The 21205-nt window shown below is 66.4% G+C and carries 17 protein-coding genes; 10 read left to right on the top strand and 7 right to left on the bottom strand.

The features are described from left to right. Nucleotides 1-51: 51 nt before the first annotated feature. Complete coding sequence (locus tag LK542_RS18935) at nucleotides 52-2298, bottom strand: ATP-binding protein (protein WP_227813155.1); 2247 nt, start codon at nucleotides 2296-2298, stop codon at nucleotides 52-54. 162 nt (nucleotides 2299-2460) lie between these two features. On the opposite strand from LK542_RS18935, the gene LK542_RS18940 reads away from it, so the two are divergent. The 8 genes from LK542_RS18940 to LK542_RS18975 all read left to right on the top strand — a co-directional run bounded on the left by LK542_RS18940 (nucleotide 2461) and on the right by LK542_RS18975 (nucleotide 11713). Beyond that, entirely contained in the window at nucleotides 2461-4845 is a 2385-nt protein-coding gene (locus LK542_RS18940; RefSeq protein ID WP_227813137.1) for a bifunctional salicylyl-CoA 5-hydroxylase/oxidoreductase, read from the top strand. A gap of 23 nt (nucleotides 4846-4868) precedes the next feature. Next, nucleotides 4869-5723, top strand: coding sequence for an enoyl-CoA hydratase family protein (locus LK542_RS18945; protein ID WP_227813138.1), 855 nt, complete (start codon nucleotides 4869-4871; stop codon nucleotides 5721-5723). A gap of 2 nt (nucleotides 5724-5725) precedes the next feature. Then, a complete protein-coding gene (locus tag LK542_RS18950; protein WP_227813139.1) occupies nucleotides 5726-6892 on the top strand; it encodes an acyl-CoA dehydrogenase family protein in 1167 nt (388 codons plus the stop codon). Continuing rightward, on the top strand, nucleotides 6892-7284 hold the full coding sequence (locus LK542_RS18955; RefSeq protein WP_227813140.1) for a RidA family protein: 393 nt from the start codon (nucleotides 6892-6894) through the stop codon (nucleotides 7282-7284). The genes LK542_RS18950 and LK542_RS18955 overlap by 1 nt, the downstream gene beginning before the upstream one ends. A gap of 14 nt (nucleotides 7285-7298) precedes the next feature. Further along, nucleotides 7299-7856 (top strand): lipid IV(A) palmitoyltransferase PagP, encoded by a 558-nt coding sequence (gene pagP / locus LK542_RS18960; RefSeq protein ID WP_227813141.1) that lies wholly within the window; start codon nucleotides 7299-7301, stop codon nucleotides 7854-7856. A 141-nt stretch (nucleotides 7857-7997) separates the two neighbouring features. Then, nucleotides 7998-10841: a pitrilysin family protein gene (locus LK542_RS18965; protein ID WP_227813142.1), complete on the top strand. Its 2844-nt coding sequence runs from the start codon at nucleotides 7998-8000 to the stop codon at nucleotides 10839-10841. A gap of 11 nt (nucleotides 10842-10852) precedes the next feature. Continuing rightward, the gene (locus LK542_RS18970) at nucleotides 10853-11467 is read left to right on the top strand and encodes a pyridoxamine 5'-phosphate oxidase family protein (protein ID WP_227813143.1); all 615 of its coding nucleotides are present in this window, start codon (nucleotides 10853-10855) and stop codon (nucleotides 11465-11467) included. A 30-nt stretch (nucleotides 11468-11497) separates the two neighbouring features. Next, a complete protein-coding gene (locus LK542_RS18975) occupies nucleotides 11498-11713 on the top strand; it encodes a hypothetical protein (protein ID WP_227813144.1) in 216 nt (71 codons plus the stop codon). A gap of 27 nt (nucleotides 11714-11740) precedes the next feature. Here LK542_RS18975 and LK542_RS18980 read toward each other — a convergent pair whose 3' ends face one another. From LK542_RS18980 to LK542_RS18990, 3 genes are read right to left on the bottom strand one after another with little or no spacing between them, the layout of a single operon-like run. Further along, entirely contained in the window at nucleotides 11741-13033 is a 1293-nt protein-coding gene (locus LK542_RS18980) for a sorbosone dehydrogenase family protein (RefSeq protein ID WP_227813145.1), read from the bottom strand. After that, the gene (locus LK542_RS18985; RefSeq protein ID WP_227813146.1) at nucleotides 13030-13593 is read right to left on the bottom strand and encodes a DUF2231 domain-containing protein; all 564 of its coding nucleotides are present in this window, start codon (nucleotides 13591-13593) and stop codon (nucleotides 13030-13032) included. Before LK542_RS18985 ends, LK542_RS18980 begins: the two co-directional genes overlap by 4 nt. Then, nucleotides 13556-15517 (bottom strand): alkaline phosphatase family protein, encoded by a 1962-nt coding sequence (locus LK542_RS18990; protein WP_227813147.1) that lies wholly within the window; start codon nucleotides 15515-15517, stop codon nucleotides 13556-13558. Before LK542_RS18990 ends, LK542_RS18985 begins: the two co-directional genes overlap by 38 nt. Nucleotides 15518-15688: 171 nt before the next feature. On the opposite strand from LK542_RS18990, the gene LK542_RS18995 reads away from it, so the two are divergent. Then, nucleotides 15689-16012, top strand: a complete 324-nt coding sequence (locus LK542_RS18995; protein WP_227802341.1) for a hypothetical protein — start codon at nucleotides 15689-15691, stop codon at nucleotides 16010-16012. A 36-nt stretch (nucleotides 16013-16048) separates the two neighbouring features. Here LK542_RS18995 and LK542_RS19000 read toward each other — a convergent pair whose 3' ends face one another. Both LK542_RS19000 and LK542_RS19005 read right to left on the bottom strand, forming a co-directional pair. Beyond that, nucleotides 16049-18280: a xanthine dehydrogenase family protein molybdopterin-binding subunit gene (locus LK542_RS19000; RefSeq protein WP_227813148.1), complete on the bottom strand. Its 2232-nt coding sequence runs from the start codon at nucleotides 18278-18280 to the stop codon at nucleotides 16049-16051. Then, nucleotides 18277-18768 (bottom strand): (2Fe-2S)-binding protein, encoded by a 492-nt coding sequence (locus LK542_RS19005; RefSeq protein ID WP_227802343.1) that lies wholly within the window; start codon nucleotides 18766-18768, stop codon nucleotides 18277-18279. The genes LK542_RS19000 and LK542_RS19005 overlap by 4 nt, the downstream gene beginning before the upstream one ends. A gap of 150 nt (nucleotides 18769-18918) precedes the next feature. On the opposite strand from LK542_RS19005, the gene LK542_RS19010 reads away from it, so the two are divergent. Further along, the gene (locus LK542_RS19010; RefSeq protein ID WP_227813149.1) at nucleotides 18919-20904 is read left to right on the top strand and encodes a diguanylate cyclase domain-containing protein; all 1986 of its coding nucleotides are present in this window, start codon (nucleotides 18919-18921) and stop codon (nucleotides 20902-20904) included. A 114-nt stretch (nucleotides 20905-21018) separates the two neighbouring features. Here the strand turns inward: LK542_RS19010 and LK542_RS19015 are convergent. Beyond that, nucleotides 21019-21205: zinc ribbon domain-containing protein (locus LK542_RS19015; RefSeq protein ID WP_227813150.1), on the bottom strand; the 187-nt coding region annotated here is incomplete at its 5' end.

Consider the following 21205-nt stretch of genomic DNA (forward strand, 5'->3'; position numbering starts at 1 on the left):
CCGGTTTTGGAAAGCCCGATGATATGCCAGGCGCTGGCGCGGCGGCGTCGGCTAGCGCGCTGCGCCGGCGCCCGCTTCGGCCAGCAGCTCGCTCAGCTGCACCGTATTGACAGGCTTGACCATGTAGTGGTCGAAGCCGGCTTCGCGCGCGGCGTCACGGTCTTGCTGGCGGCCGTAGCCGGTGGCGGCGATCAGGGTCGCGTCGCGCGTCTGCGGCAGCTGGCGCAGGCGGCGTGCCAGCTCGGTGCCGTCGAGGTCCGGCAGGCCGATGTCGAGCAGGCAGACCTGGGGCGCGAACACCTTGGCCATCTCGATCGCGTCGAGCGCGTTGTAGGCGATTTCGACCCGGTGCCCGCCCGCCGCCAGGAACAGGTTGAGGGTATGGGCGGCGTCCAGGTTGTCGTCCACCACCAGCACCCGCAGCGGCGCCTGTGCTTGGGCAGCGTGGCGCACCGCCTCGGCCACCGGCGACTCGGCTTCGTGCTCGAAGCGCGGCAGGCGCACGCTGAAGCTGCTGCCCTTGCCCAGGCCCGGACTGGCGGCGCTGACGCTGCCGCCGTGCAGTTCGACCAGGCTGCGCACCAGTGCCAGGCCCAGGCCCAGGCCGCCCTGGGAACGGTCGGGCGTGCGCTCGGCCTGGGTGAACAGGTCGAACACGCGGCCGACCAGGGCCGGTTCCATGCCGATGCCGTCGTCCGCCACTTCCAGCGTCCAGCCCGCGCCATCGGCGTCCTCCAGCAGGCGCAGCGTGATGTGGCCGCCCTCGGGGGTGTACTTGGTGGCGTTGCCCAGCAGGTTGGCCACCACCTGCACCAGGCGCTTGTGGTCGCCCTTGACCCGGGCCGGGCCTGGCGGCAGGTCGAGCACCACCTTGTGGCGGCGGGCGTTGAACAGGGGGCGGACCTGCTCGGCTGCGTCGTCGACTACCTTGCGCAGGTCCAGCACACCGGTCGAGAGCGAGACCAGGCCGCGCGTGACGCGCGAGACGTCGAGCAGGTCGTCGACCAGGCTGGTCATGTGTTCGACCTGGCGCGCGATGATGGCGCAGGTCTGGGTGATCTGGGCATTGTCCGAGTGGAGCAGCTTGAGCAGGTGCGCGCCGGTACTGATCGGCGCCAGCGGGTTGCGCAGCTCGTGCGCGAGCATCGCCAGGAACTCGTCCTTGCGCTGGTCGGCCGCGCGCAGCTCGCGCTCGGCCTGGCTGCGCGCCGCTTCCTTGGCCTGCAGCGTGGCCGCCATCTCGTCCAGGGCCGCGGCCAGGCGCCCGATTTCCTCGTTGCCGTAGCTGATGCCCGAGCGGGCCTGCAGCTCGCCGGCGGCGATGCGGCGCGCCGTCTCCATCAGCTTGCGCACCCGCTGCACGATCAGGATGTCGCCCGCCAGCCAGGCCGCCAGCAGGGCCAGCAGGGTGGTCAGGCCCAGGCCCAGCAGCGACATCAGCTGGGCGTCGCGCGCCGCCGCCGTGATGGTCTCGACCGGCACCCCGATGGTCACCGTGTATTCCGACAGCGAGGGGCCGCCCACGCGGGCGAACGCGTGCAGGCGCTCGACGCCGTCCTCGCCGCGCAGCACCAGCGGGTGCTGCGCCGGATGGCGCATGGCGGCCAGCAGGTCGGGCGCGATCTTCTTGCCGAACCAGCGCTCCGGGTCGGGCCGGCGCGAGATGAGCAGGCCGCCCGAGTCGGCCGTCTCGAGGATGGAACCGGGCGGCAGGTTGATGTCGTTCACAAAAGTGTCGAGCCCGGCCAGGTCCATGGCCGAGAACACCACCGCCACCACGCGGCCAGCGCGGTCGGTCACAGGGTAGGTGAGGTTGATCGTGTGCCGGCGGATCACGCGTCCGAACACGTAGTCGCCGGCGATGAAGCGGCGCTCGGCGATGGCGCGCCGGAAGTGGCGGCGGTCGCCCAGGTTCACCGGGTGCAGCATCGGCACCGCGCTGCAGGTGACTTCGCCGTCGAGGCGGATCAGGCCGAAGTTGACATAGCCCTCGTTGCGGTCGAGGACGTCGGCCAGCAGCGCATTGCAGCGCGCGGTCGGGCCCATCAGGTCGGGGACGCTGACCAGGTCGACCAGGATCTGGCGCGCGCGCTCGAGCGACTGCGCTTCGTTGGCGGCGGCCAGGCCGGTGAGGCGCTGCAGGTTTTCCTCGGACGCGCGGATGGCCGCTTCGCGCTCGCGGATGCCGCCCAATACCGTCATGATGGCGATCGGCGTGATCGCCAGCGCAACCAGCAGCATCAGGCGGCTGCGCAGGCTGTTCAGTCCCAGGCGCTGCAATAGTGGATTCTTCAACATCTCGGTGAACTCGGCGTTGGCGCGCACCGATATGGTGCAACGTTTCCGTATTGTACTAAATGGAGAGGCGGCATTGCTCGAACATGGTTTAGGCGGGGGGATTAGTTGACACTTAAAGTATCTGTCCATGTAAGATGTCGGCAACACAGAATGGGAGCCTGAATGAAGATCGTGTGCGTGGGCGGCGGCCCGGCAGGCCTGTATTTCGGGCTATTGACGAAGCTGCGCCATCCGGACTACGCCGTCACCGTGGTCGAGCGCAACCGGGCCAGCGACACCTTCGGCTGGGGCGTGGTGTTTTCCGACCAGACCCTCGGCAACCTGGCTGCGGCGGACGAAGCGAGCGCGCGCGCCATCCTGCAGTCCTTCAATCATTGGGACGATATCGATGTCCACTTCAAGGGACGCACGATCACCTCCAGCGGCCACGGTTTCTGCGGCATCGGCCGCAAGCGCCTGCTGAACATCCTGCAGGAACGCGGCGCGCTACTCGGCGTGGAGCACGTGTTCGAGCACGAGGTGCGCGACGACGCCGAGCTGGCGCGCGCATTCGGCGCCGACCTGGTGGTGGCCTGCGACGGCGTCAACAGCGCGGTGCGCCACCGGTATGCCGACGTGTTCCAGCCTGAAGTCGAGCGCCGCCACTGTCGCTTCGTGTGGCTCGGCACGCGCAAAAAATTCGACGCTTTCACCTTTGCCTTCGAAGAGACCGAGCACGGCTGGTTCCAGGCCCACGCCTACCAGTATGACGGCGATACTTCGACATTTATCGTAGAGACGCCCGAGGACACATGGCAGGCCGCCGGCCTGGAAGCCATGAGCCAGGAACAGGCGCTGGCCTTCTGCGAGCGCCTGTTCGCACCCTACCTCGACGGCCAGCCGCTGATGGCGAATGCCGCCCACCTGCGTGGTTCAGCCATGTGGATCCGCTTTCCCCGCATCGCCTGCCGCCAGTGGATCCACTGGAACGACATCGATGGACGCCGGGTGCCGGTGGTGCTGATGGGCGACGCCGCCCACACTGCCCACTTCTCGATCGGCTCGGGCACCAAGCTGGCGCTGGAAGATGCGATCGAGCTGGCGCGCTGTCTCGAGGATCCCTCCGTCAGCATGGAAGAGGCGCTCGGCAAGTATGAGGAAGCGCGGCGGGTCGAAGTGCTCAAGCTGCAAAGCGCGGCGCGCAATTCGATGGAGTGGTTCGAGAACGTCAGGCGCTACACGGCGATGGAGGCCGAGCAGTTCGCCTATTCGCTGCTGACGCGCAGCCAGCGCCTGTCGCACGAAAACCTGCGCCTGCGCGATCCGGAGTACGTGGCCGGCTTCGAGCGCTGGTTCGCCGAGCGGGCCGCGCAGCAGGCGGGCGTGCCGGCTCCTGCTAGTCCCACGCCGCCGATGTTCACCCCTTACAAGGTGCGCAGCGTACTGCTGAAGAACCGCGTGATCGTCTCGCCCATGGCCCAGTATTCGGCAGTCGACGGCACGGTCGGCGACTTCCACCTGGCGCACCTGGGCGCCCGCGCGCTCGGCGGCGCCGCGCTGGTGATGGCGGAGATGACCTGCGTGTCCGCCGACGCCCGCATTACGCCCGGCTGCCCGGGCCTGTACACGGCGGAACACACGGCGGCCTGGCGCCGCATCAATGACTTCGTGCACGCGAACTCGGACGCGAAGATCGGCGTGCAGCTCGGCCACGCCGGCGCCAAGGGCTCGACCCGGCCGATGTGGGACGGCATCGACCAGCCGCTCGACGAGGGCAACTGGCCGCTGGTGTCCGCGTCCGAACAGCAGTACCTGCAAGGCGTGTCGCAGCTTGCGCGCGCGGCGAGCCTGGACGACCTGGAGCGCATCAAGCACGACTTCGTGCGTGCCACCGAAGCCGCCGCGCAGGCCGGCTTCGACTGGCTGGAACTGCACTGCGCCCACGGCTACCTGCTGTCGAGCTTCATCTCACCGCTCACCAACCGCAGGCAAGACGCCTACGGCGGTAGCCTGGAAAACCGCTGCCGCTATCCGCTCGAGGTGTTCGCGGCGATCCGCGCTGTGTGGCCCTCTGCGCTGCCGATCAGCGTGCGCCTGTCGGCCCATGACTGGGTCGAGGGCGGCATCACGCCCGACGATGCGGTCGCCATCGCGCGCCTGTTCAAGGACGCGGGCGCGGACATGATCGACTGTTCCTCGGGCCAGGTCAGCAAGGAAGAGAAACCAGTCTTCGGCCGCATGTTCCAGACCCCGTTCGCCGACCGCATCCGCAACGAAGCGGGCATCCCGACCATCGCGGTCGGCTCGATCTATGAGGCTGACCACGTCAACGGCATCGTCTCGGCCGGCCGCGCCGACCTGTGCGCCGTCGCCAGGCCGCACCTGGCCAACCCGGCCTGGACCTTGATGGAAGCGGCGCGCATCGGCTACACGGGTGCAAGCTGGCCGCGCCAGTACCGCGCCGGCAAGCTGCAGCTCGAGCGCAATCTCGAACGCGAACGCCAGATGCAGGCGGCCGGCAGCGGCCTCACGCCGCAGCAGATCGCGGCGCGCCTGCTCGAAGGCTGAACCTACCAGACAGGAGTCAACGCATGCATTACCTCCCGGGCGAAACGCACCGGCTGCCGGGCAGCCGCGCCAGCCTTGCCGCCTACCAGGCCACCCACTTCCAGTACGCGGTCCAGGACCGGGTCGCGACGATTACCCTCAACCGGCCGGAGCGCAAGAACCCGCTCACCTTCGAATCCTATGCCGAGCTGCGCGACCTGTTTCGCGCCCTGGCGTATGCCGACGACGTCAAGGCGGTCGTGGTCACCGGCGCGGGCGACAACTTCTGCTCGGGTGGTGACGTGCACGAGATCATCGGGCCGCTCACGAAGCTCGACATGCCGGGGCTGCTGGCCTTTACCCGCATGACGGGCGACCTGGTCAAGGCCATGCGCGCCTGTCCGCAGCCGATCGTCGCCGCCGTGGATGGCGTGTGTGCGGGCGCCGGCGCGATCCTGGCCTTGTCCTCCGACATCCGCTATGGCACCGCCCGCAGCAAGACGGCATTTCTCTTTACCCGCGTCGGCCTGGCCGGCTGCGACATGGGCGCCTGCGCGCTGCTGCCGCGCGTGATCGGCCAGGGCAGGGCGGCGGAGCTCCTCTACACCGGCCGCGCCATGAAGGGCGAAGAAGCCGAGCGCTGGGGTTTCTTCAACCGGCTGTGCGAGCCAAGTGCGGTACTGGCCGAAGCCCAGGCCTTTGCCGCCATGCTGGCCGGCGGTCCGACCTTCGCCCATGGCATGACCAAGAAGATGCTGCAGCAGGAATGGAACATGGGCGTGGATGAAGCCATCGAGGCGGAAGCCCAGGCCCAGGCCATCTGCATGGCCACCAACGACTTCCACCGGGCCTACCACGCCTTCGTGGCCAAGGACACGCCACGCTTCGAGGGAGACTGACAATGGCCGACCGCGATTACCTCGACTGGCCCTTCCTGGAGCCGCGCCACCGGGCGCTGGCGCTGGAACTGGACGCCTGGGCAGCGGATCATCTGAACCCGGCGCACGGCAAGGACGTCGACGCCGCCTGCCGCGCCCTGGTGAAAGAACTGGGCAGCGGCGGCTGGCTGCGCCACGCCATTGGCGGCGCCGGACAGGCCATCGACACACGGGCCATCTGCCTGATCCGCGAAACCCTGGCCCGCCACGCCGGCCTGGCGGATTTCGCTTTTGCGATGCAGGGCCTGGGCAGCGGCGCCATTTCGCTGTTCGGTTCCCCGGCGCAGCAGGAAGCCTGGCTCCCGCGCGTAGCTAGCGGTGAAGCCATTGCAGCCTTTGCGCTGTCCGAGCCCCAGGCCGGCTCCGACGTCGCCGCCATGCAGTGCGCCGCCCGGCGCGAGGGTGACGAGTATGTGCTGGAAGGCGAAAAGACCTGGATCTCGAACGGCGGCATCGCCGATTTCTATGTCGTGTTCGCGCGCACCGGCATTGGGGGTGGCGAGGGCGGCCGCGGTTCGAAGGGCATCTCCGCCTTCATCGTCGAAGCCGGCACACGCGGTTTCGAGATCGCCGAACGCATCGACGTAATCGCGCCGCATCCGCTGGCGCGCCTGCGATTCTCAAACTGTCGGGTGCCGGCATCGAAGCGCATCGGCGAAGAGGGGCAGGGCTTCAAGGTGGCGATGGCCACGCTCGATGTGTTTCGCACTTCGGTGGCGGCCGCCAGCCTGGGCTTCGCCCGCCGCGCGCTCGACGAAGCCTTGGGGCGCGCGTGTGAACGCGCGATGTTCGGCAAGACCCTGGCCGACTTCCAGCTGACCCAGGCGAAGCTGGCCCAGATGGCCACCGGCATCGACGCCGCGGCCCTGCTGACTTACCGCGCGGCCTGGATGCGCGACCAGGGAAAGAAGGTGACGAAGGAAGCCGCGATGGCCAAGCTGACCGCAACCGAGACTGCCCAGCAGGTCATCGACGCGGCGGTCCAGCTGTTCGGCGGCCAGGGCGTCGTCAGCGGCGAGACCGTCGAGACCCTGTACCGCGAAATCCGCGCGCTGCGCATCTATGAAGGCGCGAGCGAGGTGCAGCTTCTCATCATCGCGCGCGAACTGCTTGCCTCGGGAGGGCACTGATGGACATCCTGCAACCGCCGGGTTGGGTGCGCCCGAAGGGCTATTCGAACGGCGTCGCCGCGCGCGGCCGCCAGGTGTATGTGAGCGGCATGATCGGCTGGGATGCGGAAGGGCGCTTCCACACCGACGACTTCGTCGGCCAGTGCCGCCAGGCGCTGGAAAACGCGCTGGCCGTGCTGCGCGAAGCCGGAGCGGGGCCGGAGCACATCGTACGCATGACCTGGTATGTGCTCGACCGCCGTGAATACCTTGAGGCCGGTGCCGAACTGGGCGCCGCTTACAGGGACGTCATCGGACGTCATTACCCGGCCATGAGCGCGGTGCAGGTGGCGGCGCTGATGGAAGACCGGGCACGGGTCGAGATCGAAGTAACGGCAGTCATTCCGGACTGATCGAGCCAATCTGTGTGAAACGACTTCTGCTTACCGTGCTGCTCGCCATGAGCAGCGCAGCGCAGGTATTCGCGACAGAATCGGACGCGAACTCTTCGTTCAAAAGCGCTGCGGCTTCAGAACTTGCACGCATCTGGAATGAGGGCGACACCGATCTTTATCTGCCGCTGCACACGCACCACCTGCGGCGGGCTTACAGCCCACAATTGCTGGCGTCCTTCAATGAGGCCACCTTCGGCCTGGGCTATGGCCGTAGCTTCAAGGATGCACAAGGCTGGTGGCACGGACTCTATGCGATGGCCTTCAGGGATTCGTATTCCAAAGTCGAGCCAGTTGTAGGCTATGCCCGGCTTTATTCGCTTGCCCGGGTGGGCGAAGCATCATTCAGTGTTGGCTACACTGCATTCATCACGGCCCGCCACGATGTGGGACGCTACGTACCTATTCCCGGAGCGCTTCCATTGATGTCCGTTGAAGTCGGCCGCTTATCGCTAATGACAACGTTCGCGCCCGGTAGGCGCAATACAGGAAACCTCTTCTTCATTTTTGGGAAGGTCAGGTTCCCTAGGTGATCATTCTCTCGGCAATTCTATACGATCGTCAGCAGGTCTCCGGAAGCACGCTTTTTCGTTGTAGCAATTGGGGAATTGCAATACCATCCAGAACGTTACGGCGCGCCGCGCCGACCTTCGATCGATTGTAAGGACCCACGCATGAAGATGTCTCCCTTGCCCCTCCTGCTGGCCGCGTGTTTTGCGTCCACCGCCTTGACCCCGGCCCACGCCGCTGTGAAACCCGCAGCTGCCGCCCCGAAGGCGCAGCTGAAAGTGGACTACCAAAAGTTTACGCTGCCCAACGGCCTGGAGGTGATCTTCCACATCGACCGCTCGGATCCAGTGGTGGCGGTGAACCTGACCGCGCACGTTGGTTCGGCCCGCGAGAAGGCCGGCCGCACCGGCTTTGCCCACCTGTTCGAACATCTGCTGTTCCTAGAATCGGAAAACCTGGGCAAGGGCGGTCTCGACAAGATGACGGCGCGCATCGGCGGCTCGGGCGCGAACGGGTCGACCTCGACGGACCGCACCAACTACCTGCAAACCGTGCCGAAGGATGCGCTGGAAAAGATGATCTGGGCCGAAGCGGACAAGCTCGGCTGGTTCATCAATACCGTGACCGACCCGGTGCTGGCCAAGGAAAAGCAGGTCGTCAAGAACGAGAAGCGCCAGGGCGTCGACAATGCGCCGTACGGCCACACCCGCTACGTCATCAACAAGGCGCTGTATCCGAACGACCACCCCTACAACTGGCAGGTGATCGGCTCGCTGGACGACCTGCAGAACGCAACCCTGGACGACGTCAAGGAATTCTTCCGCCTGTGGTACGTGCCGAACAACGTGACCCTGGTGCTGGCGGGCGACTTCGATCCGGTGCAAGCGCGCAAGTGGGTTGAGAAGTATTTTTCGGAGATCAAGCGCGGCGAGCCGGTCAAGGCCATCGCCAAGCGTCCGGGCGTGGTCAAGCAGACCGTCAAGCTGGCGCATGAAGACAACTTCGCCAAGCTGCCCGAGCTGACCATGGCCTGGCCGACCGTCGAGGACCTGCATCCGGATTCGTATGCGCTCGAAGTGCTGGCCGAATACCTGTCCCAGACCAAGCGCGCACCCTTCTACAAGGTGCTGGTGGAAGACAGCAAGGTGGCGCCGAACGTCCAGATCTATAACCAGAGCGCCGAGATTGCCGGCCAGTTCATGCTGCGCGTGCGTGCCTTTGAGAACAAACCTCTCGATGAAGTCGCGGGCGAAGTCGACAAGGCGTTCGCGAAATTTGAGAAGGAAGGCATCCCGGAGCGCGACCTGAACCGCATCAAGGCGGGCCTGGAGACGCGCTTCTACAACTCGCTGTCGAGCGTGCTGGGCAAGTCGGCGCTGCTGGCCGAATACAACTACCTGAACGGCAACCCGGGCACTATCTCGGACAGCATCAAGAAAACCCTGGCGGTCACGCCGGCGGACGTGCGCCGTGTATATGACACCTATATTAAGGGCAAGCCGTACGTCGCGACCAGCTTCGTCCCGAAGGGCAAGCTCGCGCTGGCCCTGAGCGGTTCAAGCAAGGCCGACGTGGTCGAAGAGAAGGTGGTGCAGGGCGCCGAAGCGGCGGTCGATCCGACCGTCAATGCGCAGTACGCGAAGACGCCGTCCAGGTTCGACCGCAGCAAGGAACCGCCCTATGGTCCGACCCCGGCCGTGAAAGTGCCGCAGGTGTGGGACACCACGCTGGCCAACGGCATGCGCGTGCTCGGCATCGAGAACAAGGAAGTACCGCTGGTCCAGTTCGACATCGCGATCGACGGCGGCCTGCTGCTCGACAAGGCCGACAAGGTGGGCGTGGCCAACCTGCTGGCGCGCATGCTGACGCAGGGGACGGCGAAGCGGACCCCGCAGGAACTGGAAGAAGCGATCCAGCAGCTGGGCGCCTCCATCAATGTGTCGGCACGCAGCGAAGACATCCGCATCAGCGTGAACACGCTGGCGCGCAACTTCCAGGCGACCGTCGACCTGGTCGAGGAAATGCTCCTGCAGCCGCGATGGGACGAGAAGGAATTCGCCCTCATCAAGCAAAGCGTACTGAGCCAGATCCGCCAGCAGGACGCGGAACCGAATGCCATCGCCAGCCGCCATTTCGCCAAACTGGTCTATGGCAAGGACGACCCGCGTTCGCGCAACATCCTCGGCACCGCCGACAGCATCAATGCGATCACCATGGACGATCTGAAGGCCTACTACGCGGCCAATGTGTCGCCTTCGGTCGCGCGCATGCACGTGGTCGGCGCCTTGCCGAAGGCGGGCGTGTCCGCGTCGCTGGCCGGCCTGGGCCGCTCTTGGCGTGCCAAGCCGGTTGCGCTGCCGGCCGCAACGAGCACGGTAGGCGCGCCGGCCCCGGCGAAAGTCTATTTCGTCGACGTGCCGGACGCGAAGCAGTCGGTGCTGCAGGTCGGCTACCGCGCGCTGGCCGTGACCGATGCGGATTACTACCCGGCCACCGTCACCAACTATATCCTGGGCGGTGGCGGCTTCGCCTCGCGCCTGACCCAGCAGCTGCGCGAGGGCAAGGGCTATACCTATGGCATCAATTCGAGCTTCGGCGGCAGCAAGAGCTCAGGCCCCTTCGTGATCGCCAGCGGCGTACGCAGTAACGTGACGCTGGAATCGACCCAGCTGGTCAAGCAGATCCTGCAGGACTATCCGCAGACCTACTCGGAAGCCGACCTGGAGACCACCAAGAACTTCCTGATCAAGAGTAATGCCCGCGCCTTTGAAACTGCCGGCGCCAAGCTGGCCATGCTCGACAACATCAGCAAGTACGGCTGGCGTGCCGACTACATCAAGGAGCGCGAGCGCATCGTGCAGGGCATGACGCTGCCGCAGGTCCAGGCGCTGTCGACCCGGTACCTCGATCCGTCGAAGATGGTGTGGCTGGTGGTGGGCGATGCCAAGACCCAGCTTCCGCGCATGAAGGAGCTGGGCTTCAACGAGCCGGTGCTGATCGAGAAATAAGGAGTAGCAGGATGGCCGAACATCGCATTACCGACCTCGCGGCGCTGGAGGCGCTGTTCGGCGCCGTCGCGCCGCCTTCGATCGCCAAGGAAACCGACCGCCTGCATCCGGTCTACGCGCGCTGGATCGCACAGTCGCGCTTCGCGCTGCTGGCGACCAGCGGCGCGGGCGGGCTGGACGTGTCGCCGCGCGGCGACGCCGGGCCCTTGGTGCGCATCCTGGATGCGCAGACCCTGCTTCTGCCCGAGCGGCGCGGCAACAACCGCATCGACAGCCTGCGCAACTTGATTGCCGACCCGCGCGTCGGCCTGCTCTTCATGATTCCGGGCGTGGGCGAGACCCTGCGGGTGCGCGGCCATGCCGACATCAGCGTCGAGCCAAGCTTGCTGGCTTCTTTTGCCGTGGACGGCAAGCAGCCGCTGTGCGTGCTGCGCATCGCGGTCGAGAAGGTGTTCTTCCAGTGCGCCCGTTCCATCCTGCGCTCGCGCCTGTGGCATCCGGAGGAGCATGAGCGCTCAGGTGTGCCGACGCCGGGAACGATGCTGGCCGCGCTCACGCAGGACGGCTTCGACGGCGAGGCCTACGACAGCACCTTGCCGCAGCGCCAGCGCGACACCTTGTACTAGCCCGGATCGAGGCATGTCGTGCTGGAGCTGATGATCGACGTCGCAGGATGGATCTGCCGGGTCCTGGTGCTTGAATTGCTGGCCAGGGCGATCGAAAAGCTGTTTTATTGGCCAGGCTGGGCCTTGCTCCGCGTCCTGTCCTTCGGCTACTACCCACCGGCACAAAGCACCAGACACAATCGCTTTGCAGTGGCCTTGTTCGCCGCGATCAGTGTCATGTCCGTGATACTGATCCCGTTCAACTAGCGCGGCGAACGAGCCACTTGCGTAGTGCTAGGGCTGCCGCACCACCCGCCACACGGTATTCGCCAGGTCGTCTGCGACAATGAGCGCCCCGCGCGGATCGACCGTCACGCCCACCGGCCGCCCGCGGGTTTTTCCTTCGCCATCGCGGAAGCCCGTTACGAAGTCGATCGGCTGTCCGGCCGGGCGTCCATTCTTGAATGGCACGAAGATCACCTTGTAGCCCACCGGGTTCTGGCGATTCCAGCTGCCGTGTTCGCCCACGAACACCCCGTCGGCATATGCGTCGCCCATGGCCGGGATCGAGAAACTCAGGCCCAGCGCGGCCACGTGCGAGCCCAGGCTGTAATCCGGCTTGACGGCGGACGCGACTTTCTTCGGATCCGGCGGCTGCACCCGCGTATCGACGTTCTGTCCCCAGTAGCTGTAGGGCCAGCCGTAGAAGGCGCCTTCGCGCACCGAGGTCAGGTAGTCCGGCACCAGGTCCGGCCCGATTTCGTCGCGTTCGTTGACCACGGCCCACAACTGGCCGCTGCCGGGCTGGATCGCCAGCGCCGTCGGGTTGCGCAGGCCGGTTGCGTAGGGCTTGTGGGCGCCTGTCTGCGCGTCGATCTGCCACACCATGGCGCGGTCGACTTCGGCCTCCATGCCGCGCTCGGTGATGTTGCTGTTCGAGCCGATACCGACGTACAGGAAGCGGCCATCCGGACTGACGGTCAGCGCCTTGGTCCAGTGGTGGTTGATTTCGGAGGGCAGCTTGGCGACCGAGGTAGGCGCGCCGCTGGCCTTGGTCTGGCCTTCCTGGTAGTCGAAACTGACCAGCTCGCCCTGATTGGCGACGTAAAGCTTGTTGTTGGCGAAGGCCAAGCCGTAGGGGGCGTCCAGGTTCTCCGCAAAGACGGTCTTCAGCTCGTACTTGCCATCGCCGTCCGCGTCACGCAGCAGGGTCAGGCGGTTGCCGCCCTTGACCTTGGTGTTGCCCTTGGCCTTGATGTAGCCGGCGATGACATCCTTGGGCTTGAGCTTGGCCGCCTTGCCGCCACGACCCTCTGCGACCAGGATGTCGCCATTCGGCAGCACCAGGGTCTGGCGCGGAATGGCCAGGCCGGTGGCGATCGCGGTGACCGTGAACCCCTTGGGCACGGTCGGCGCCGCATTGCCCCATGGCGTGGGCTCGGCGATCTTCATGCTGGGCAGCATGCCGCGTTCCGGGGCCGGCAGCTTCGGATCGGCCCCGAACGCCTGGCCGCTGTTTTCTTCGTTGGAGCATGCGGATACCAGCAACGCCGTGCTCAACAGTGTCAATGTGCCGAGTCGCTTCATTGCGGGCCTCCCGAACGCTGTTTCAGACCGATCCAGGCCGTGATGATGATGAGGACGGTGACGATGATGGACATGACCAGGCCGGCCGGCATGACTGCCCAGGCATCCTTCGCATGTTGGAAGGAATTGATCAGGCCAAGCACCCAGGTCACCAGGAGCAGCAGGAAGTAGGTCAGGGGCGGCCCCGACTTGTGGCGGGCGCGCAGCAGATTAATCAGCGCAAACAGCAAGGCCAGTCCGCTGAAGAGTTCGGCGCCGGCAAGCAACCATGAGGCGAAGTTGCTCCACTGAATCTGGTGACTCTGGTAATAGGCGTAATCGCTGAGCAGTGCGCCCAGGAACAGGGGCACCGATCCGCCAAGGAGGATTGCGTGGAATGGGCCTGGCCGGATTCCATGGACCGGGCCAGCGTTGGCTGGAGCATGCATAGGATAGTCCGTCGTCGTGGTGATGTTGACCAAATCATATCGACGAACGGAATGGACCGGCGCATTGTTGACCTGGAGCGCCGCCACGAACGGCTCAGTGCTCCGTGAAAGCCTGCCCGGATGTTGTTGCACGGGAAGCTTCCTCCTCCGGCGCCAGGAAACGGGTCGAGTACCCGCCATCGGCGTTATGCTGCACGATGCGCAGCGGCCGCCCCTGTGCGTCGAGCCACACCTGGCCGATGCCGGCGCCATTCCAGACGCGCTCGCCATGCTTGCGCCGGTCGGGCAGGTAGGGCGTGAGGGCGAGATCGCGGCGCTGGGTGAACCAGTTTAGCGGCGAGCGCGGCGAATACAGCCAGCGGTTGAGGCGATCGAGCCATTCGAGCAGACGGGGCGGGAATTCGTTCTTGATGCCGCTGCTGGTGATCTGCCAGACATGGGGCGAGCGATCCGTGTCGGGTGCCTCGCGCTGCTCGCGCAGTTGTATGTCGTAGGCGAACGAGTAGTGCACGTCGCCCGACAGGACCACGTAATTGCCCGGCGTGCGCGAGTGACGGAAGATATTCAGCATGCTGCCGGCCGCACCGCGATGCGCCATCCAGTTCTCGGCGTCGACGGTCAGGGCCAGGCCGGCGAAGGTGGCAACCCGCTGCACCACCTCGATCAGCTTGACCCCGAACATGGGTGTCGGCGAGACGATGACGGCCGCCGTTTCGTCCAGCAGTTCGTGCTGCAGCTCGGTCAGCGATTCCCAGTCCATCAGGCCCGATGGATGGCCGGGCCGGCGCCGGTTGCGCCAGCGCCGGGTGCGCGTGTCGAGCACGATCACCGTGGGCTTGGTGCGCAGCACGACATCCCATTGGCGGAACGACAGCAGGCGCGTGATCAAGGCGTCCTGCACGGGCGCGTCCAGCCGGTCATCGAGATCGGCCGTGGCAGTCATCGCCGCCAACTCGTCCAACGCCGCTGCGAACACCTCGGGGCGGTTGCCCCATCCCTGGCACAGCATGTAGGCGACCAGCGCATTGCCGACGATGCGGCGCGAGAAGGGGTGCTGGTAGGCGGTGGTTTCCCACTTGGCCGACAGGTTCCAGTCGTCGGTGATGTCGTGGTCGTCGAAGATCATCAGGGTCTGCACGTGCGCCAGCAGCCGCGCGCAGCCGGGCAGGTCGCGGCGAAAGCCGGACAGCGCCTCCGACTCGCGCCGCCAGCGTTCTGCAAACCTGGGCTCGAGTAGAGGCGCCGGCGCGTCCGCCACCAGCTGCCATGGCACGGGCGACCAGGCCAGCAGGTACATGGCCAGCACCTCGGCCAGGGTCACCAGGTGGTTGTGCGCATTCGCCGTGGTGAAGATCGGCTTTTCGCTGCCACCGAAGAAACGGTCGCGCAGCGCGTCGTTGGACCTGATCGCAGGCAGCAGCTCTTCGCGCCGGTAATAGCTTGCCCGATGGCGGTACAGGGCGTCGCTGTCGACCACCACTGCGCCGTCGAGGCATTCGCCATACAGGCCGAGGCGTCGGATCAGCGCGTGGATCGCTGCGAGCATCGGGCCGGCCACGTCGTCGGCATACACCTGGTCGCCGCACAGCATGAGCATGGCGGGCCGCTCATCGGCCCGTTCGAGGTGCTCGGCCAGCAAGGCGTCGGCGCGCGCCAGGCCGTCGGGCGCGGGATGATGCGGCTTGCGGCAGGAACCGAACAGGATATTGTCGCTGCGGCTGCGCAGCACCAGGTTCGGCCGCGACTCGCCCCGGTGGAGCAGGTGCGGCGCCCAGTGGGCGATGCCGGCCTCGCCGCCATCGGGGAGCTCGACCAGCAGGTCGTACTCGATGAGCGTGTCCTGCGGCAGCGGTTCAGGCAGTGCGACGTCGATCAGGTGCACCCAGGCGTGGCGACCGACCCGCAGCGCACGGCAGGAGCGCCCATCCAGGACCAGGCGCCGGGGCGGGCCGGACGCCGGCGCCAGTGCCAGGCTCAGCTGGAGTGGCGCACTGCCGACCAGCCATAGCACCAGCCGGCCCGGCTCGAGACGGCGCAGTATTGGGCCGGCAAGCACGGGAGGCAAAGCAGCGGGAGCGGGAATCTGGGTCAATCGGGCACGATGCGGATTTGATGAACAAACCAGTGTAGCAGACAGGGGCAAGCGGGCCGGACACGCGCATGGCGCCTGCGCCGGTCACGGCGCATTTCTGGTACGGTGGCTCCAACAGGAATCGAAGGAGGCAGCATGAACAAGCAGATCGTACGCGTAATCGACAATGTCCAGGACGCCGAACGGGCACGCCAGGCGCTGCTGGACGCAGGCTTCGAGCGGGACGGCATCGAGATCAGCCATACCGGCGACGAAGCCGGTCCTTCCGAGGCCAATTTCACGGTCGGCGATTCGCCGGGAGTAAAAGGCGGGACCGACTACAAGGATGTGTATACGCCGGGGCTGGAAATCGGCAAGTGCGTGGTCACCGTGACCGCCGACGAGTCGCGGCTGGACAAGGCGGCGTCGATTCTCGACTACCACGGCGCCAAGGACAACGATCCCGCGCACCGCCATTGAAGCGGGGCGGGCGAGAAACCCCGCCCGCCTTGGTCCTCAGCTCCAGCTGAGATCGGTCTTGCTGAGCGGCAGCTGACGCACGCGCTTGCCCGTCGCGGCGAAGATCGCATTGCACACGGCCGGCGCCAGCGGCGGCAGGGCAGGTTCGCCCAGGCCCGTCACCGGGTTGTCGGTCTTGATGAAGTGCGTTTCGATCCTCGTTGGGGTGTCCGGCATGCGCAGCAGCTGGTAATCGTGGAAGTTGCTCTGCACGATGCGGCCCTTCTCGATGTTCAGTTCCGGGAACATCATGGTCGACAGGCCGTCGATGACCGAACCTTCCACCTGGTTTTCCGCGCCCGACAGGTTGACGATCTGCGCGCCGACGTCGGCCGCCACCACCACCCGGTCCACCTTCAGCTTGCCTTCGCGCGACACCGTCACTTCGGCCACCTGCGCCACGTAGCCGCGATGGCTGAAGTGGAAGGCGATGCCCTGGCCCTGGCCGCGCGCGAATTGCTTCTTGCCCCAGCCGGCGCGCTGCGCCACTTCGACCAGCACATTGCGCATGCGCTTGACGTCGTAGGGCAGGCCGCGTTCGCTGCTGGTCGGCATGAAGTCCTTGTTGCCCAGCAGTTCGAGGCGGAATTCCAGCGGATCGCGTCCGCCCGCATGCGCCAGCTCGTCGATGAAGCTGTGCAGCACCCAGGAGAACACGCAGCTGCCCGGTGCGCGCCACGGCCCCATCGGGATGCGGCATTCCAGCACGGTCTGTTCGAACAGGCAGGTTTCTAACCAGCGGCCCGGGAACTCGTCGGCAAACAGGTTGCCGCCGCTGCCCGGCTGCAGTACGCTTTTTCCCTCGCGCTCGACGCGGTTGGCGAAGGTCACGAAGTGGTTGTGCCAGGCGACCGGCTTGCCAGATGCATCGACGCCGCCGCGCAGGAAGTGGAAGCCACCCGGGCGGAAATGGTCGTGCTGGAGGTCGTCTTCGCGGGTCCAGGTCAGCTTGACCGGCGCCGCCACCTTCTTCGCAATGGCCGTTGCCTCGACGATGAAGTCCGAGCTCAGGCGCCGGCCGAAGCCGCCGCCGCTGCGGATGATGTGCAGCGTAATCTTTTCCTTCGGGATGCGGAAGGTGGTCGTCACCAGCGCCTGGCCGGAACCCGGGTTCTGCGTCGGCGCCCACAGCTCCAGGCTGCCGTCTTCCTTGACCCAGGCGGTGCAGTTCTGCGGCTCCATGCTGGCATGCGAGATGAAGGGGTAGCTGTAGGCGCCTTCGACCACCTTGCTCGCCTTGGCGAGGGCTGCCGGTACGTCGCCGTCCTTGCGGACCGTCGCCGCGCCTGCTTTTTTAGAGGCGGCCTGGGCCTGGGCCGTGAAGTCGGCCCAACTGTGGCCGGCGCCTTCGCCTTCGTCCCATACCACCTCTAGTGCCCGACGCGCGCGCATCGCCGCCCAGGTCGAGGTGGCGACGATGGCCACGCCCGGACGCAGGCCGTTCAGGTTAGCGGTGCCTTCGACGATGAAGGCATCCTTCACGCCCGGCATCGCCTTGATCGCTTCCAGGTTGGCGCTCACCGGCTTGCCGCCGAACACCGGACACTTGGCGTACACGGCGTACAGCATGCCCGGCAGGCGCACGTCGATGCCGAACAGCGGCTTGCCACTGACGATGGCGGCGTTGTCGACGCCGCCGATGCGGGTGCCCAGCAGCTTGTAGGTGGACGGGTCCTTCAGCACGATTTGGCCAGCTTCCGGCACCGGCAGTTTCGCGGCGGCGTCCACCAGCGCGCCGTAGCCGAGACGGCGCTTGCTCGGGCCGTGCACGACCGCGCCGTTGCGGGCGGCGCATTCGGAGACCGGGACGCGCCAGGTGTTGGCCGCGGCCTGCACCAGCATCGTGCGCGCGGCGGCGCCGAGGCGGTGGAAGTTCTCGTAGTTGGTCGGGGTCGAGGTCGAGCCGCCGGCGCCCTGTGGGCCGTACTGGGCGGTATCGAGGTCGCCCTGGACAATGCGCACGTCCTTCCAATCGACCTCGAGCTGTTCGGCGATGACCATCGGCAGCGAAGTCTTGATGCCCTGGCCGATTTCCGGCTGCTTGGAGATCAGGGTGACGCGGCCGTCGCGGCCAATGCGGATAAAGGCGTTCGGCGTGAAGTCCGGGCCGGATGCGGCGCGCGCGGTTGCGGCCAGGGCGCCTTCGGCCGACATGCCGAGCATGAAGGCGCCGCCGACGGCGCTGGTGCGCAGGAAGCTGCGGCGGGAAGCGGAGAGCGGAGCCGTCATTTCTTTCCCTTTCCATTGGCGGCGGACTGTGCAGCGATATCGGCCGCGCGGTGGATGCCGGCGCGGATCCGGGTATAGGTGGCGCAGCGGCACAGGTTGCCCGCCATCGCTTCGTCGATCTGGGCGTCGGTCGGCTTCGGGTGCTGCTTCAAAAGGTGGCAGGCGCTCATGATCTGGCCAGCCTGGCAATAGCCACACTGGGGCACGTCGAGTTCCTGCCAGGCTTGCTGCAGCGGGTGCTGGGCTTTCGCATCGAGGCCCTCGATGGTCGTGATCTTCTGCTGGCCCAGGCTCGAGACCGGGGTCAGGCAGGCGCGCGCCGGCACGCCGTCGATGTGCACGGTGCAGGCCCCGCACTGGCCGAGGCCGCAGCCATATTTGGTGCCGACGAGGCCCAGAGTGTCGCGCAGAGCCCACAGCAAGGGCGTGTCGGGTTCGACGTCGACGGCCTGCGCCTTGCCGTTGATGTGCAGCGTATATTTACTCATGGGGCCTCGTCATGACGGAGAAGGGAATGCAACATGCTAATCGAATCAACCGCTCTCAACAATATTGACGTTTCTTTGAAGTATGAGACAGGGTGGCAAGCAGAAATATGTAATACTTTGTAATTCTGCTGATCAGTTTCATCATATTTCATGAGCAATCGAGCTGTGCGCCTGGCGTCGGCGAATCTCAAGCTCCGGCTGGCCTCCGTGGCAGCCGTGCTGGTGTTCGCCGCTACGCTGCTGGTCACGCTGTCGACCCTGTCGGTGTCGGAGCGCGGCATGAAGTCCGTGATCGGCGACCAGCAATACACCCTGCTGTCGGGCGCCGCTTCGTTCATGGACGATCGGCTGGCGGCGCGCCTGGGCCAGGTCGAGGCGCTCGCCGCCGGCATCCCGCCGCGCCTGCGTACCGACTGGGCCGCGCTCAAGCCCTTCCTGGCCGACCAGGTGCGCCTGTGGGGCGCCGACGAGTACCTCAACCTGGTCGTGTTCGACGCCGCCGGCGAGATGCAGCTGTCGCTGCGCGAGCTGCCTGGGCCGACGGTCCTGAACGCGCGTGGCTCCGATTACTTCGAGCGTGCGCTCGACAAGCGCAAGGGCACGATCTCGCGGCCGATCCGCAGCCGCCTGACCGGCAACCACATCGTGGTGTTCAGCGCGCCCGTGCTGGATGCGGCAGGCAAGGTGGCCGCGGTGCTGACCGGCAGCGTGGACCTGCGCCGCTCCGGCTTCCTGCGCCAGATCAGCACCCTCAAGCCGGGCAAGACCGGCTACCTGTTCCTGATGACGGCGGACGGCGTGATCATCGATCACCCGGACGAATCGCGCCTGTTCCAGCATGTCGGCAGCACCCCGGGCGTGAATCAGGGCACCGACCGCGCCCTGGCCGGATTCGAAGGCTGGCTGGAGACGCGCAGCAAGGACGGCAGCGACTCCATCTACGCCTACAGGCGCCTGCGCACGACCGGCTGGATCCTGGCGGCGCGCTACCCGAGCGCGGAAGCCTTTGCGCCGATGGATGCGATGCGCCGCAACGCCTTCTTCAGCGCCGGCGGACTGGCGCTGGCGGCCGGCCTGCTGGCCTGGGTGCTGGTGTTCCGCCTGCTGGCGCCGCTGCAGGACCTGAGCGACAGCGTCGCTGCGATCCGCCACGACGGCGCCGGGATCGAGGTGCTGCGCGACGGACGGCACGACGAGATCGGCGAGCTGGGACGCGCCTTCCACGCCCTGATGGCCGAGCGCGAGCAGGCCGACCGCGACCGCGCCGCCAGCGAGAAGCGCCTGCGCATGATCACCGATAACCTGCCGGTCCTGATCTCGTACATCGACCGCGAGCACTGCTACCGCTTCGGCAACGCCACCTATGAAAAGTGGTTCGGTGTCGACCCAAAGAAGCTGATCGGCATGCCGCTGGCCCGGCTGGTGGGGCCTGACGCGGCGGCCGACATCTCGCCGCACCTTGAGCAGGCTTTCGGCGGCCAGTCGGTCACGCACGAGCTGCGGATTCCCGTACGCGGCGAGCCGCGCATCCTGCAGGCGACCTACATCCCCGACCACCAGCCGGACGGCAGCGTGGCGGGCGTGTACTCGCTGGTGCACGACATGACCCACGTGAAGGAAGTCGAGGAGCAGCTCTTGCAGCTGGCCCGCGTCGACACCCTGACCGGGATCGCCAACCGGCGCATGTTCGGCGAGACCCTGCAGCACGCACTCGACCGCGCGCGCCGGAGCCACAAGCCGCTGGCCCTGGCCTACCTCGACATCGACCACTTCAAGCGCATCAACGATACCCACGGCCACGGCGTGGGGGACGAAGTGCTGAAGGAATTCGCGCGCCGCCTGACGGTGGGCGTGCGCGCCACCGACACCCCGGCGCGCCTGTCGGGAGACGAGTTCGTGGTCATCCTCGAGGAGATCGGCACGCGTGTCGAAGCGGAGCGCACCGCGGCCAAGATCGTCGAGGCGATGCGCGTGCCCTTCCGCACCAGTGCGGGGCTGGTGCAGTCCTCGACCAGCATCGGCGTGGCGATGTCGCAGCCGCGGCAAACGCAGGAGCAGTTGCTGGCGGCGGCCGACAGCGCGCTGTATGCCGCCAAGGGGAAGGGGAGGAACGGGTATGCGGTCTTCGAGGTCTGATCTGGTCCGGTGGACCAGGGTGAGCTGGTCCGGTGGACCAGGTGAGCTGGTCCGGTGGACCAGCTCACAATCTCCTGGCCTCGTCACAAACCGTTCCTCCAAACTTACGCAAAGTTATGCAGAGCAGGCTTTGCTGTTGGATTCCTGCTTCACCGGGGCCGGTTTCGCCTTGTTCTCACGCCCAAGGCCAGCGCCTTCCCCTTCACAGGCAGCGACGGTGGAACTCACCGCCATGTTCTTCAGGTTGATGGCCGCATTGATGTCGCGGTCGTGTTGCGTCTTGCAACCCGGGCAGGTCCAT

Origin of the sequence: Massilia sp. IC2-477, assembly GCF_020707265.1 — a bacterium.
GTDB lineage: Bacteria > Pseudomonadota > Gammaproteobacteria > Burkholderiales > Burkholderiaceae_D > Telluria.

Bases quoted from the DNA above. Each gene is read 5' to 3' on its own strand.
- LK542_RS18935 (WP_227813155.1), bottom strand. From the start codon at position 2,298: ATGTTGAAGAATCCACTATTGCAGCGCCTGGGACTGAACAGCCTGCGC.
- LK542_RS18940 (WP_227813137.1), top strand. From the start codon at position 2,461: ATGAAGATCGTGTGCGTGGGCGGCGGCCCGGCAGGCCTGTATTTCGGG.
- LK542_RS18945 (WP_227813138.1), top strand. From the start codon at position 4,869: ATGCATTACCTCCCGGGCGAAACGCACCGGCTGCCGGGCAGCCGCGCC.
- LK542_RS18950 (WP_227813139.1), top strand. From the start codon at position 5,726: ATGGCCGACCGCGATTACCTCGACTGGCCCTTCCTGGAGCCGCGCCAC.
- LK542_RS18955 (WP_227813140.1), top strand. From the start codon at position 6,892: ATGGACATCCTGCAACCGCCGGGTTGGGTGCGCCCGAAGGGCTATTCG.
- LK542_RS18965 (WP_227813142.1), top strand. From the start codon at position 7,998: ATGAAGATGTCTCCCTTGCCCCTCCTGCTGGCCGCGTGTTTTGCGTCC.
- LK542_RS18970 (WP_227813143.1), top strand. From the start codon at position 10,853: ATGGCCGAACATCGCATTACCGACCTCGCGGCGCTGGAGGCGCTGTTC.
- LK542_RS18975 (WP_227813144.1), top strand. From the start codon at position 11,498: ATGATCGACGTCGCAGGATGGATCTGCCGGGTCCTGGTGCTTGAATTG.
- LK542_RS18980 (WP_227813145.1), bottom strand. From the start codon at position 13,033: ATGAAGCGACTCGGCACATTGACACTGTTGAGCACGGCGTTGCTGGTA.
- LK542_RS18995 (WP_227802341.1), top strand. From the start codon at position 15,689: ATGAACAAGCAGATCGTACGCGTAATCGACAATGTCCAGGACGCCGAA.
- LK542_RS19000 (WP_227813148.1), bottom strand. From the start codon at position 18,280: ATGACGGCTCCGCTCTCCGCTTCCCGCCGCAGCTTCCTGCGCACCAGC.
- LK542_RS19005 (WP_227802343.1), bottom strand. From the start codon at position 18,768: ATGAGTAAATATACGCTGCACATCAACGGCAAGGCGCAGGCCGTCGAC.
- LK542_RS19010 (WP_227813149.1), top strand. From the start codon at position 18,919: ATGAGCAATCGAGCTGTGCGCCTGGCGTCGGCGAATCTCAAGCTCCGG.